Origin of the sequence: Pseudomonas nitroreducens, assembly GCF_024170165.1 — a bacterium.
In the GTDB taxonomy this organism is placed as follows: Bacteria; Pseudomonadota; Gammaproteobacteria; order Pseudomonadales; family Pseudomonadaceae; genus Pseudomonas; species Pseudomonas nitroreducens_C.
Genome location: NZ_JALJXP010000004.1, coordinates 261,304 through 273,471, shown reverse-complemented (window position 1 = coordinate 273,471; position 12,168 = coordinate 261,304). Strand labels below are relative to the sequence as shown.

Sequence of the window (12,168 nt, the reverse complement as noted above, 5' to 3'; positions counted from 1 at the left end):
GAGCCGGTGATTGCGCGAGCCGTCCGCCTTTCCTGCCCAGCTTGCGCGAGTACTCAATCGTGGACGGTATCTTCCTCCAGCAAATGATCAACGGGCTGACCCTGGGGTCGGTCTACGGCCTGATCGCCATCGGCTACACGATGGTCTACGGCATCATCGGCATGATCAACTTCGCCCATGGCGAGGTGTACATGATCTCCGCCTACCTCTCCGCCGTGGGCCTTGCGCTGCTCGCCTTCTTCGGCCTGCAGTCGTTCCCGCTGCTGATCCTCGGCACGCTGGTCTTCACCATCTTCGTCACCGGCATCTATGGCTGGGTGATCGAACGCATCGCCTACAAGCCGCTGCGCAACTCCACGCGCCTGGCCCCGCTGATCTCCGCCATCGGCATGTCGCTGATCCTGCAGAACTACGTGCAGCTGGCCCAGGGCCCGCGCCAGCAAGGCGTGCCGACCCTGCTCGACGGCGCCTTCAAGTTCCACATCGGCGAAGGCTTCGTGCAGCTGACCTACACCAAGGTGTTCATCCTCATCGCCGCCTTCGTCGGCATGGCGGTGCTGACCTACGTGATCCAGTACACCAAGCTCGGGCGCATGTGCCGCGCCACCCAGCAGGACCGCAAGATGGCCTCGATCCTGGGGATCAACACCGACCGGGTGATCTCCTACGTGTTCATCATCGGCGCCGCCATGGCCGCGCTGGCCGGCGTGCTGATCACCATGAACTACGGCACCTTCGACTTCTACGCGGGCTTCATCATCGGCATCAAGGCGTTCACCGCCGCGGTGCTCGGCGGTATCGGCTCGCTGCCCGGCGCCATGCTCGGCGGGCTCATCCTGGGCGTGGCCGAGGCGCAGTTCTCGGGCATGGTGAACACCGACTTCAAGGACGTGTTCGCCTTCGGCCTGCTGGTGACCATCCTGATCTTCCGGCCGCAAGGGCTCCTGGGGCGTCCCCAGGTATCGAAGGTGTAAGCATGATGTCCGTAACCCAGACTTCAGCCGCGCCGAAAGCGGCGCGCATCGATATCAGGAAGAGCCTCGTCGACACCGTGCTCGCCGGGCTGATCGCCCTGATCGTGTTCGGCCCCATCGTCGGCATCGTGCTCGATGGCTACAGCTTCAAGGTCGAGCCGGTCCGCCTCGCGTGGATGATCGGCGCGGTGATGCTCGGCCGGCTGCTGCTCAGCCTGTTCCTGCAGACCCCCGCCGGCTCCCGTGTGATGGACCGTTTCGAGAGCTCCGACTCGGGCATCAGCGTGCTGCCGCCGGGCTACAAGACGCGCCTGCGCTGGATCGTGCCGCTGGTGATCGTCGCCGCGGTGATCTTCCCATTCTTCGCCAGCAAGTACCTGCTCACCGTGATCATCCTCGGGTTGATCTACGTGCTGCTGGGCCTGGGCCTGAACATCGTGGTGGGCCTCGCCGGCCTGCTCGACCTGGGCTACGTGGCCTTCTACGCCATCGGCGCCTACGGCCTTGCGCTGGGCTACCAGTACCTCGGCCTGGGCTTCTGGACGGTGCTGCCGCTGGCGGCCATCGTCGCCGCGCTGGCGGGGGCTTTATTGGGCTTCCCGGTGCTGCGGATGCACGGTGACTACCTGGCCATCGTGACCCTGGGCTTCGGCGAGATCATCCGCCTGATCCTCAACAACTGGCTGTCCTTCACCGGCGGCCCGAACGGCATGCCGGTGCCGTCGCCGACCTTCTTCGGCCTCGAATTCGGCCGCCGGGCGAAGGACGGTGGCACGCCGATCCACGAGTTCCTCGGCATCGATTACAACCAGAACTTCAAGTTCCTGTTCATCTACATCGTGCTGTTCCTGGTGGTCATGCTGGTGCTCTACATCAAGCACCGGCTGACCCGCATGCCGGTCGGCCGCGCCTGGGAAGCGCTGCGCGAGGACGAGATCGCCTGCCGCGCCATGGGCCTGAACCACGTGCTGGTGAAGCTCTCGGCGTTCATGCTCGGCGCCTCCACCGCGGGTCTGGCCGGGGTGTTCTTCGCCAGCTACCAGGGCTTCGTCAACCCGTCGTCCTTCACCTTCTTCGAGTCGGCGCTGATCCTCGCCATCGTGGTGCTGGGCGGCATGGGCTCGACGGTGGGCGTGGTGATCGCTGCCTTCGTCCTCACCGTGGCGCCGGAATTGCTGCGCAGCTTCGCCGACTACCGCGTGCTGCTGTTCGGCATCCTCATGGTGCTGATGATGATCTGGCGTCCGCGCGGGCTGATCCGCATCAGCCGCTCGGGCTTCGCCGTACGCAAGGGGGTGGCGCCATGAGCGCGGACAAGATCCTCAGCGTCGAGCACCTGATGATGCATTTTGGCGGCATCAAGGCGCTCAACGACGTCAACCTCGACGTGGAGCGCGGCTCCATCACCGCGCTGATCGGCCCCAACGGCGCCGGCAAGACCACGGTGTTCAACTGCCTCACCGGCTTCTACAAGGCCACCGGCGGCAATATCCTGCTCAACACCCAGGGCGGCACCACCGACGTCATCAAGGTGCTCGGCCAGCCGTTCCAGGGCGGCGACTTCGTCAACCCGGCACAGTTCGGCAACCGCCTGTACTACAAGATGTTCGGCGGCACCCACCTGGTGAACCGCGCGGGGCTCGCGCGCACCTTCCAGAACATCCGGCTGTTCCGCGAGATGTCGGTGGTGGAGAACCTGCTGGTGGCCCAGCACATGTTCGTCAACCGCAACCTCATCGCCGGCGTGCTCAACACCCCCGGCTACCGCCGCGCGGAAAGCGAGGCACTGGATCACGCCTTCTACTGGCTGGAAGTGGTGGACCTGGTGGACTGCGCCAACCGCCTCGCCGGCGAGATGTCCTACGGGCAGCAGCGCCGCCTGGAGATCGCCCGCGCCATGTGTACCCGGCCCGAGCTGATCTGCCTCGACGAACCCGCCGCCGGCCTGAACCCGGCCGAGACCCAGGCGCTGGCGCGCATCGTCCGCTACCTGCGCGACCATCACGGCATCACCGTGCTGCTGATCGAACACGACATGGGCATGGTGATGAACATCTCCGACCACATCATCGTGCTCGACCATGGCGTGGTCATCGCCCGTGGCGCGCCGGACGAAATCCGCCACAACGAGAAAGTGATCGCCGCCTATCTCGGCGCAGACGAAGAGGAGCTGGCATGACGGCGCCGATGTTGGAATTCCGTGAGGTCGATGTGTTCTACGGGCCGATCCAGGCGCTGAAGAAAGTCTCGCTGACGGTCAACGAAGGGGAAACCGTGGCGCTGATCGGCGCCAACGGCGCGGGCAAGTCGACGCTGCTGATGTCGATCTTCGGCCAGCCCCGCGCGGCCAGCGGCGCGATCCTCTACAAGGGCCAGGACATCCGCCACAAGTCCGCGCACTACGTGGCCTCCAACGGCATCGCGCAGTCGCCGGAAGGGCGCCGGGTGTTCCCCGACATGACGGTGGAGGAGAACCTGCTGATGGGCACCATTCCCGTCGGCATGGAGCACGCCCAGGAAGACATGCAGCGCATGTTCGACCTGTTCCCGCGCCTGAAGGAACGGCGCAACCAGCGCGCCATGACCATGTCCGGTGGCGAGCAGCAGATGCTCGCCATCGCCCGTGCGCTGATGAGCCGGCCCAAGCTGCTGCTGCTCGACGAACCCTCGCTGGGCCTGGCGCCCATTGTGGTCAAGCAGATCTTCCAGACCCTGCGCGAGCTGGCGCAGGGCGGGATGACGCTGTTTCTCGTGGAGCAGAACGCCAACCACGCGCTGAAGCTGTCCGACCGCGGCTACGTGATGGTCAACGGCGAGATCCGCCTGAGCGGCACCGGCGCCGAGCTGCTGGGCAACCAGGAGGTTCGCAACGCCTATCTGGGGGGGCACTGATGTCCCACCGAGAATGGCGTCGGGTTCGCTCCTGATCGACAAGGGAGCGCTGCTCGCTTTCCGCCCTCTCCCTAACCCTGGCTGCGCGCCCCGCTCCGAAGGGAGAGGGGACCGTTCGGTGTAGGCTGAAACCGTGATGTCAGCCGGCACGGATAGCGCCCTCTCCCTTCAGGGAGAGGGCGGGGGGAGAGGGGCCCTCAATCTGCGTACGAGGCCCCCATGCACGACCTTAAGTTCCTCACCAACGCCGACGTCGCCGCACGCCTGAGTTATCCCCCACTGATCGAAGCCCTGCGCATCGGCCTCGCCGGTGACTGCGAAGCCCCGGTGCGCGCCTGCCATGAGCTGCCCGGCAATGCCTCGCTGCTGACCATGCCGGTATGGCGGCCGGGGCAGGACATCGGCGTGAAGCTGGTCACCGTGTTCCCCGACAACGGCGCGAAGAACCTGCCGGCGGTGGCCGCGCTGTTCTGCCTGTTCGACGGCGCAACCGGCCGCCCGCTGGCCATGCTCGAAGCCTCGGAAATGACCGCCCGGCGTACCGCCTGCACCTCCGCGCTGGTCGCCGATTACCTGGTGCGCCGCGATGCGCGCCGGCTGCTGGTGGTCGGCAGCGGCACCCTGGCACCGCACATGGTCCGCGCGCACTGCTCGGTGCGCGAGTACGAGGACATCGCCCTCTGGGGGCGCCAGGAAGACAAGGTGAATGCGCTGGTGAAGCAGCTGCAGGACGAGGGCTATCCCGTCCACGCCTGCGCCGACCTGCGCGGTGGCGTGGCGGCGGCGGACTGCATCAGCTGCGTCACCACTTCCCGCGAACCCATCGTCCACGGTGCCTGGCTGCGCTCGGGCTGCCACCTCGATCTGGTCGGCGCCTTTCTGCCCAGCATGCGCGAGACTGACAACGAGGCTGTCCGCCGCGCACGGATCGTCGTCGACACCCGCGAAGGCGCGCTGGCCGAGGCGGGCGACCTGCTGATTCCCCTGGGCGAAGGCGTCATCGACGAGAGTGCTATCGACGGCGAGTTAGCCGACCTCCTGCGCGGACGCGGTGCACGCAGGAACGATAGCGAGATCACCCTGTTCAAGTCCGTCGGATATGCACTGGAAGACCTGATCGCGGCGCGCCTCCTCGTGCAGTGAAGTTGTCCCGAAATTCTGTGGGCGGCGCTGTGGATAACATCTGGGAGAACGCTTCCAGGCCTCGTGGCCACAGGCGCCGTCACGGGCGGTCGAATTCTGTTCGATTGCCCTGCAACCCCTGTATGGATGGACAGTTACGACTTCGCGGAATAGTTCCGCACTTCCGATAGTTGTCCCCGCCAGCCGTTGAAAGACCTGTGGATAAGCTTGGGAAGAACTTCTCCAGCGCAGCGGTGGCGCGGCCTGCGGCGGGGCGCTCGAAAATCGTCCAGGGGAAATTCCGGTTGCGCTTGCCCACAGAATCCGTGGAACAGCCTGTGGACAAGGTGGGCGCAACTTGCGGCGGGCCAGCTGCCATGGGCGTTTCCGGCGGCTGTTCGGGTTTTATCCAGCATGGCTGTAACGCAACGCGGCGGGTTCGGGCTGTTATGCTCGACCGACCGACAAGAACGCGCACCGTACGATTCCCCGGCATGTATCGGCGACGGCAGTGCCCAGTATGAGGATTTCAGTGATGACCACTCCCACCCTGTTCATTACCGGCGCCACCTCCGGCTTCGGCGAAGCCTGCGCGCGGCGCTTCGCCCGTGACGGCTGGTCGCTGGTGATCACCGGCCGCCGCGAGGAGCGCCTGAACGCCCTGGCCCAGGAGCTTTCCGCCGAGACTGAGGTACTGCCGCTGGTGCTCGACGTGCGCGACCGCGCGGCGATGACCACTGCCGTGGACAGCCTGCCGGAGAAGTTCGCCAAGCTGCGCGGCCTGATCAACAACGCCGGACTCGCCCTGGGCACGGACCCGGCACAGAACTGCGAGCTGGATGACTGGGACACCATGGTCGACACCAACATCAAGGGCCTGATGTATGCCACCCGCCTGCTGCTGCCGCGCCTGATTGCCCATGGTCCGGGGGCGAGCATCCTCAACCTGGGTTCGGTGGCCGGCCACTGGCCCTATCCGGGCGGTCACGTGTATGGCGCGACCAAGGCCTTCGTCGAGCAGTTCTCGCTGAACCTGCGTTGCGACCTGCAGGGCACCGGCGTGCGCGTCACCAACCTCGAACCGGGCATGTGCGAGAGCGAATTCTCCCTGGTGCGCTTCGGCGGTGACCAGGCGAAATACGACAAGACCTATGCCGGCGCCGAGCCGATCCAGTCCACGGACATTGCCGAGACCATCCACTGGATCATGAACCAGCCGCCGCACATCAACATCAATACCCTGGAGATCATGCCGGTGAGCCAGGCGTGGGCCGGGTTCGCGGTGCATCGCAAGGCCTGACGGTTCTTGTTGTTGTAGGAACGGGCCATGCCCGCGACCTGCCCCGCGGCGGGGTTTGTCGCGGGCATGGGCGCTTCTGCAGGGTTCGGATTTTGTGTGATGTAGCGTAGGAGCGGACTCCGTCCGCGATAGCTCCGCAGCGCGCGGATGCCATCGCGGACGGAGTCCGCTCCTGTGCTCAGCCGGCGAGCAGCCAGGCGCCGGCACCGGCTGAAGCCAGGCCGGCAAAACGCACCAGCGGCGCGGCGGTCTGCGGCAGCAGGCGAACGATCCCGTAACCCGCCGCGTGCAGCGCAGCGGTCGCGCCGACGAAGCCGGCCGTATACAGCCACGGGCTGCTCAGGTCCGGCAGTTCCAGCCCGTGGGCCACGCCATGGGCGAAGGCGAACAGCGCGGTCGCGCCCATCGCCAGGAACAGCGGCGGACGCACCGCCAGCGCGACGCACAGGCCCAGCGCCAGTACGGAGGCGGCGATACCGGTCTCCATGAACGGCACCTCCAGTCCCTCGAAGCCCAGCAGCCCGCCGATCAGCATGGTCACCACGAAGGTGCACGGCAGCGCCAGTCGTGCCGCGCCTTTCTGCTGTGCGGCCCAGAGGCCGACGGCGAGCATCGCCAGCAGGTGGTCGAGGCCGGTCACGGGGTGGGCGATGCCGGCGATCAGGCCGTGGTCGCCATGGCCCGGATGGGCGAAGGCCACCGCCGGAGTGAGGAACAGCGCCAGGCTGTAGAGGGCTTTGCGCAGCTGCATGGAAAACTCCCGGGTTCTCTTTATGAGACGGCCGCCATCCGCGGCCGCGAAGAAGGCATCAGGCCGCAGTCAGCAGGCCCTGGCGTTCGATGAAGGTGATGATCTCGGCCAGGCCCTGGCCGGTCTTCTGGTTGCTGAAGACGAAGGGCTTGTCGCCGCGCATGCGCGAGGCGTCCTGGTCCATCACTTCCAGCGAGGCGCCCACCAGCGGGGCGAGGTCGATCTTGTTGATCACCAGCAGGTCGGACTTACAGATACCCGGCCCGCCCTTGCGCGGGATCTTGTCGCCGGCGGACACGTCGATCACGTAGAGGGTCAGGTCCGACAGCTCCGGGCTGAAGGTGGCCGAGAGGTTGTCGCCGCCGGACTCCACCAGGATCAGGTCGAGGCCGGGGAAGCGGCGGTTGAGCTGGTCCACGGCCTCGAGGTTGATCGAGGCGTCCTCGCGGATCGCCGTGTGCGGGCAGCCGCCGGTTTCCACGCCGATGATCCGCTCCGGCTCCAGTGCTTCGTTGCGCACCAGGAACTGCGCGTCCTCCTGGGTGTAGATGTCGTTGGTGACCACGGCGATGTTGTAGCGCTGGCGCAGGGCGCGGCACAGCGCCAGGGTCAGGGCGGTCTTGCCGGAGCCCACCGGGCCGCCGATGCCGACGCGAAGAGGTTGAGAGTTCATGGCAGTTCTCCTAGGAGCGGAACAGACGGCTGTATTGGGTTTCGTGGGTCATGCAGGCCAGCGCGAGACCGAAGGGCGCGCCGCCGTGGGGATCGTTTTCCAGCGCGGCCCGGCAGGTGGCGTCGAGGTCGGGGAGCAGTTGCGAGGTGAGCTTCTGCGCGGCCAGCTGGCCCAACGGCAGGGTCTTCATCAGCACCGCCAACTGGTTCTCCAGCCAGCTCCATAGCCAGGCGCCGAGAGCCTGCTCCGGGGAGAGCCCCCAGGCGCGGGCGGCCAGCGCCCAGGCGGCGGCGAAGGAGGGCTCGGCCTGCCCGGCGAGCCACTGGCGCGCGGGTTCGTCCAGCTCGGGCAGCGCTTCGAGCAACTGGCCGAGGGAGAAGCCCATCTGCCGATTCTCCAGGCCCAGCTCGCGGGTTTCGCGGCTGGCGCGATGGCGCTCGGCGGCGTCGCGCAGGGCGTTCCAGTCAGCACTTTGTGCGGCGCGAAGCAGCTCGGCGAGCAATGGGCCTTCGAAGCGCGCGAGGTTCAGGTGCAAGTGATCGACAAGCCAGATGCGGGCGCTGTCGGCGTCCTTTACCTGGCCCTGGTCGATGGCGCTTTCCAGGCCCTGGGAATAGCTGTAGCCGCCGATGGGCAGTTGTGGGCTGGCGAGGCGTAGCAGCGACCAGATGGCGCTCACCGGCGCACTCCGAACTGGTGCAGCTTCGGCGCGTAGTTGAATTCCTCTTCGCCATGGTGCGAGTGGTGATGACCGCCGCCGTAGGCGCCATGCTCCGGCTGGAAGGGCGCTTCGATGGCTTCCACCGTGGCGCCGAGCTGGTCGAGCATGGCCTTGAGCACGTAGTCGTCGAGCAGGCGCAGCCAGCCATCGCCGACCTGCAGGGCGACGTGGCGATTGCCCAGGTGATAGGCCGCGCGGTTCAGTTCGCGGGCGTTGGCGCAGGTGACATGGAGGAGTTTTTCCGGCGCCGCGCAGACGCGCACCACGCGGCCGTCGTTGGCCAGCAGGCACTCGCCATCGACCAGCGGCGGCTGGCCGCGTTCGAGGAACAGGCCGACGTCTTCACCGCTGCGGGTGAAGCAGCGCAGGCGGCTCTTGCTGCGCGCCTCGTAATTCAGGCACAGCTCGGCGTCCCAGTGTTCGCGGGGTTCGGTTCTTTGGTGGATGACCAGCATGGCAGCGTCCGGCAGTAGCAATGGCGGTGCTACAGCAAGGGGCTTGCCAGTACCGGCCCGCGTCAGAGCTGGCGCGGGCTGGAGCGGTTGTCCGTTCGGTCAGTAATGGTGCGTGCGCGCAAGGATGGTGCGCACGAAAACGGTGCGCACCAAGGCGGGGCAGTAGCGCTTTTTGTAGGAGCGAGGGGACGCCATCGTTATTGCTCGCGGACAGAGTCCGCTGCGGAGCTGGTTCGCGAGCAAGCTCGCTCCTACAGGTATTGGTCGTGCGCGTGCGGGCGGCTCAGGGCCGCGAACCGATCCCGGTCCAGTGCTTGGCGCCGATCATGATGAAGCGCAGCTGCTGGGTGATCTTGGCCTGGGGCGAGAGGTGCGTCGGCAGGCTGTCGGCCGGCGGGTCGATCAGCTCGGGCAGGGTGGCGAACACGGTCTTCACCACCAGGTCGGCGATCACGTCGATGTCCTGGGCGGTGAGGTGCGGCAGCTTGTTGAGCAGCGCAAGGTCGGCAGCGAGGTCGTCGGTGATGCGCTGGCGCAGCTCGCCCACGGCCTGGCGGATCGGGTGCGAGCCGCCGTACTGCTCGCGGGCGAGGAAGAGGAACTGGGTGCGGTTGGCGGTGACGGCATCGAGGAAGATGCGCACCGAAGCTTCGATCACACCGCCCAGTTCGAACTCGTTGCGGCGTACCACGCGCAGGGTCTCGCGGAAGGTCTCGTCTACGGCGGCGACCAGAGCGAGGCCGAGCTGGTCCATGTCGGTGAAGTGCCGGTAGAAGCCCGCCGGCACAATGCCCGCCGTCTTCGCCACTTCCCGCAGGCTCAGGCTGCCGAAGCCGCGGCCGCTGTCCATCAGGCTGCGTGCAGCATCCATCAGGGCCAGGCGGGTCTGTTGTTTCTGTTCGGCGCGGGGAGTGGCCATACGGCAGTGCTATCCAGGGCGAGGGCGCAGGCACTCTAGCAAATGCCAGTCGGCGCGGGGGAAGTTCCTGCGGCAGATAGTGAACGAGTGTTGACTGAAAACTCCTGCTCGTGAGATTTTAAGTGAACACGTGTTTACTGTTCGGTGTTCGTTCATGTCCCTGCTTCCCCTTACCGGCCTGCGCTACATCTCGCCGCTGCTGTTTCCGCTTCGCGCCCTGGTGCGCGGCCAGTGGTTTCGCGAGTCGGATGTCGATGCCGTGCTGCGTGCCTGCAACCCTGGCTGGGCGCTGCGCCGGGTGTACGCGCGAGTCGAGGCACGGCAATGGGTGGCAGACGACATGCTCGAACTGCGCCTGCGCCCCAATGCGCACTGGCGCGGCGCGCGCCCCGGCCAGCACCTTCAGCTGTTCGTCGAGCGTGACGGCGTACGCCACAGCCGCAGCTACAGCCTGACCCGTGTCGGCGAGGACGGCTGTCTGGAATTCGCCGTGAAGCTGCAACCCGGCGGGCGGATTTCTTCCTTCCTGCTGCAGCAGTTGTGTGTGGGTGAAGTGCTGGAGCTGGGCCAGCCCGACGGCGACCTGAGCTGGCCGGCCGATGATCAGGGCGTGCTGCTGCTGGCTGCCGGCAGCGGCCTGACGCCCTTGCTCGGCTTGCTGCGCGAGGCACTGGCACGCGGTTACAGCGGTCCGGTGACGCTGCTGCATTACGTCCGCGAGCGCGGCCAGAAGGCCTTCGTCGCCGGCCTGGAAGCGCTGGCGCAGCAATACCCGAATCTCGAACTGCGCTGGGCGCTGAGCGGCGATGTCGCGCTGGGCAGTGAGTTGTCCGGGCGCTTCCAGCGCGATCACGTGGCCGGCCTGGAGGGTCGCCATGTACTGGCCTGCGGCCCCGGCGGCTTCGTCGAAACCGTGCGCCAGGCGCTGGGCGCGAGCAGCTGCAGCCTGCAGCTGGAAAGCTTCAGCCCGCCGGCCTGGGGCGATAGCGAGCCGGCACAAGCGGTGAACCTTCGCTTCTCGCGCAGTGCACTGCAGGTGACCGGCGACAGCCGCCGCAGCCTGCTGGAGCAGGCCGAAGGCCATGGCCTGCGCCCAGTGCACGGTTGCCGCCAGGGCGTCTGCACGAGTTGTACCTGCACACTGGTCAGCGGCTGCGTGCGCGACCTGCGCAGCGGCGAGCTGTTCAGCGAACCGGGCCAGCCCATCCGCATCTGCGTCAGCGCGCCCCAGGGCGACCTGACCGTCGATCTCTGATCCTCAGGAGAATCTCCATGCGCGAAGATCGCGACCTCAGCGCCGCCGAACTGGCGGCCTTCGGTGCCGAGCTGGACGCCCTGCGCCAGCGCACCCTGCATGACCTGGGCGAGAAAGACGCCCGCTATATCCGCCGCATCCGCGAGGCGGTGCGCTTCTGCTGCTGGAGCGGCCGCGTGCTGCTGATGGCCGGCTGGTTCCCGCCGACCTGGCTGCTGGGCACCTTCCTGCTCGGGCTGGGCAAGATCCTGGAGAACATGGAGCTGGGCCATAACGTCATGCATGGCCAGTACGACTGGATGAACGACCCGGAATTCTCCGGGCGCAGCTACGAGTGGGACATCGTCGGCCCCTCGGATTTCTGGCGGCACACGCACAACCACGTGCACCACACCTACACCAACGTGCTGGGCATGGACGACGACGTGGGCTATGGGGTGGTGCGGCTGTTCCCCGAGCAGAAGTGGAAGCCGTTCTACCGCTGGCAACCGATCTGGGTGACGCTGCAGGCGCTGCTGTTCCAGTACGCCGTGGCGGTGCAGCACCTGCGCCTGGACAAGTACGTGAAGGGGCGGATGAGCAAGGAAGAATTGCGCCCGCTGTTGCGCCAGTTCAACGCCAAGGTCGGTCGCCAGTGGGTGAAGGATTACCTGGTGTTCCCGCTGCTGGGCCTGTTCACCGGCGCGTTCGGCGCGGTGCTGCTGGGCAACGTCATCGCCAACCTGATGCGCAACCTGTGGACCTTCACCGTGATCTTCTGCGGCCATTTCACCGAGAAGGCGGCGGTGTTCCCGCCCGAGGTGGTGCAGGACGAGACGCGCGGCCACTGGTACCTGCGCCAGCTGCGCGGGTCGAGCAACCTGGAGGGCGGTGCGCTATTCCACATCCTCACTGGCAACCTCAGCCACCAGATCGAACACCACCTCTATCCGGACCTGCCGGCGCGCCGCTACGCGCAGTTGTCGAAGGAGGTGCAGGCGATCGCCGCGCGCTACGGCCAGACCTACAACAGCGGCCGTCTGTCGGCGCAATTCGCCACGGTGCTCAAGCGCATCTGGGTACACCGTCGGCCGACAGTGCCGGAGCTCCCGGCTAGCGCCTGAGGC

Annotated in this window: 13 protein-coding genes; 8 read left to right on the top strand and 5 right to left on the bottom strand. The window is 66.7% G+C overall.

The features are described 5' to 3' along the window. Positions 1-59: 59 nt before the first annotated feature. From J2T47_RS10635 to J2T47_RS10610, 6 genes are all read left to right on the top strand, one after another. Positions 60-974 carry an ABC transporter permease subunit gene (locus J2T47_RS10635; RefSeq protein ID WP_192434177.1) on the top strand — a complete coding sequence of 305 codons (915 nt, stop codon included), beginning with the start codon at positions 60-62 and terminating at the stop codon, positions 972-974. A 5-nt stretch (positions 975-979) separates the two neighbouring features. After that, positions 980-2,281 (top strand): high-affinity branched-chain amino acid ABC transporter permease LivM, encoded by a 1,302-nt coding sequence (livM, locus tag J2T47_RS10630; protein WP_253446167.1) that lies wholly within the window; start codon positions 980-982, stop codon positions 2,279-2,281. Further along, positions 2,278-3,153 (top strand): ABC transporter ATP-binding protein, encoded by an 876-nt coding sequence (locus J2T47_RS10625; protein ID WP_253445769.1) that lies wholly within the window; start codon positions 2,278-2,280, stop codon positions 3,151-3,153. Before livM ends, J2T47_RS10625 begins: the two co-directional genes overlap by 4 nt. Beyond that, positions 3,150-3,866, top strand: a complete 717-nt coding sequence (locus J2T47_RS10620; RefSeq protein WP_253445766.1) for an ABC transporter ATP-binding protein — start codon at positions 3,150-3,152, stop codon at positions 3,864-3,866. The genes J2T47_RS10625 and J2T47_RS10620 overlap by 4 nt, the downstream gene beginning before the upstream one ends. Before the next feature lie 219 nt (positions 3,867-4,085). Continuing rightward, positions 4,086-5,009 carry an ornithine cyclodeaminase family protein gene (locus tag J2T47_RS10615; RefSeq protein ID WP_253445762.1) on the top strand — a complete coding sequence of 308 codons (924 nt, stop codon included), beginning with the start codon at positions 4,086-4,088 and terminating at the stop codon, positions 5,007-5,009. 514 nt (positions 5,010-5,523) lie between these two features. Further along, positions 5,524-6,288 (top strand): SDR family oxidoreductase, encoded by a 765-nt coding sequence (locus tag J2T47_RS10610; protein ID WP_253445759.1) that lies wholly within the window; start codon positions 5,524-5,526, stop codon positions 6,286-6,288. Positions 6,289-6,466: 178 nt separating this feature from the next. Here the strand turns inward: J2T47_RS10610 and J2T47_RS10605 are convergent, their stop codons facing one another. The 5 genes from J2T47_RS10605 to J2T47_RS10585 all read right to left on the bottom strand — a co-directional run bounded on the left by J2T47_RS10605 (position 6,467) and on the right by J2T47_RS10585 (position 9,807). Beyond that, positions 6,467-7,039 (bottom strand): HupE/UreJ family protein, encoded by a 573-nt coding sequence (locus J2T47_RS10605; RefSeq protein ID WP_253445756.1) that lies wholly within the window; start codon positions 7,037-7,039, stop codon positions 6,467-6,469. A 58-nt stretch (positions 7,040-7,097) separates the two neighbouring features. Continuing rightward, a complete protein-coding gene (gene ureG, locus J2T47_RS10600) occupies positions 7,098-7,712 on the bottom strand; it encodes an urease accessory protein UreG (protein ID WP_037012004.1) in 615 nt (204 codons plus the stop codon). A gap of 10 nt (positions 7,713-7,722) precedes the next feature. After that, the gene (locus J2T47_RS10595) at positions 7,723-8,391 is read right to left on the bottom strand and encodes an urease accessory protein UreF (protein ID WP_253445753.1); all 669 of its coding nucleotides are present in this window, start codon (positions 8,389-8,391) and stop codon (positions 7,723-7,725) included. After that, the gene (ureE, locus tag J2T47_RS10590) at positions 8,388-8,888 is read right to left on the bottom strand and encodes an urease accessory protein UreE (protein WP_253445750.1); all 501 of its coding nucleotides are present in this window, start codon (positions 8,886-8,888) and stop codon (positions 8,388-8,390) included. Before ureE ends, J2T47_RS10595 begins: the two co-directional genes overlap by 4 nt. Positions 8,889-9,171: 283 nt before the next feature. After that, positions 9,172-9,807, bottom strand: a complete 636-nt coding sequence (locus J2T47_RS10585; protein ID WP_253445748.1) for a TetR family transcriptional regulator — start codon at positions 9,805-9,807, stop codon at positions 9,172-9,174. Positions 9,808-9,961: 154 nt separating this feature from the next. On the opposite strand from J2T47_RS10585, the gene J2T47_RS10580 reads away from it, so the two are divergent. Then, complete coding sequence (locus J2T47_RS10580; RefSeq protein ID WP_253445744.1) at positions 9,962-11,062, top strand: ferredoxin reductase; 1,101 nt, start codon at positions 9,962-9,964, stop codon at positions 11,060-11,062. Positions 11,063-11,079: 17 nt separating this feature from the next. After that, complete coding sequence (locus tag J2T47_RS10575; protein WP_253445740.1) at positions 11,080-12,165, top strand: fatty acid desaturase family protein; 1,086 nt, start codon at positions 11,080-11,082, stop codon at positions 12,163-12,165. Positions 12,166-12,168 lie beyond the last annotated feature (3 nt).

Bases quoted from the DNA above. Each gene is read 5' to 3' on its own strand.
- J2T47_RS10625 (WP_253445769.1), top strand. From the start codon at position 2,278: ATGAGCGCGGACAAGATCCTCAGCGTCGAGCACCTGATGATGCATTTT.
- J2T47_RS10620 (WP_253445766.1), top strand. From the start codon at position 3,150: ATGACGGCGCCGATGTTGGAATTCCGTGAGGTCGATGTGTTCTACGGG.
- J2T47_RS10610 (WP_253445759.1), top strand. From the start codon at position 5,524: ATGACCACTCCCACCCTGTTCATTACCGGCGCCACCTCCGGCTTCGGC.
- J2T47_RS10575 (WP_253445740.1), top strand. From the start codon at position 11,080: ATGCGCGAAGATCGCGACCTCAGCGCCGCCGAACTGGCGGCCTTCGGT.
- livM (WP_253446167.1), top strand. From the start codon at position 980: ATGTCCGTAACCCAGACTTCAGCCGCGCCGAAAGCGGCGCGCATCGAT.
- ureG (WP_037012004.1), bottom strand. From the start codon at position 7,712: ATGAACTCTCAACCTCTTCGCGTCGGCATCGGCGGCCCGGTGGGCTCC.
- J2T47_RS10605 (WP_253445756.1), bottom strand. From the start codon at position 7,039: ATGCAGCTGCGCAAAGCCCTCTACAGCCTGGCGCTGTTCCTCACTCCG.
- J2T47_RS10585 (WP_253445748.1), bottom strand. From the start codon at position 9,807: ATGGCCACTCCCCGCGCCGAACAGAAACAACAGACCCGCCTGGCCCTG.
- ureE (WP_253445750.1), bottom strand. From the start codon at position 8,888: ATGCTGGTCATCCACCAAAGAACCGAACCCCGCGAACACTGGGACGCC.
- J2T47_RS10615 (WP_253445762.1), top strand. From the start codon at position 4,086: ATGCACGACCTTAAGTTCCTCACCAACGCCGACGTCGCCGCACGCCTG.
- J2T47_RS10580 (WP_253445744.1), top strand. From the start codon at position 9,962: ATGTCCCTGCTTCCCCTTACCGGCCTGCGCTACATCTCGCCGCTGCTG.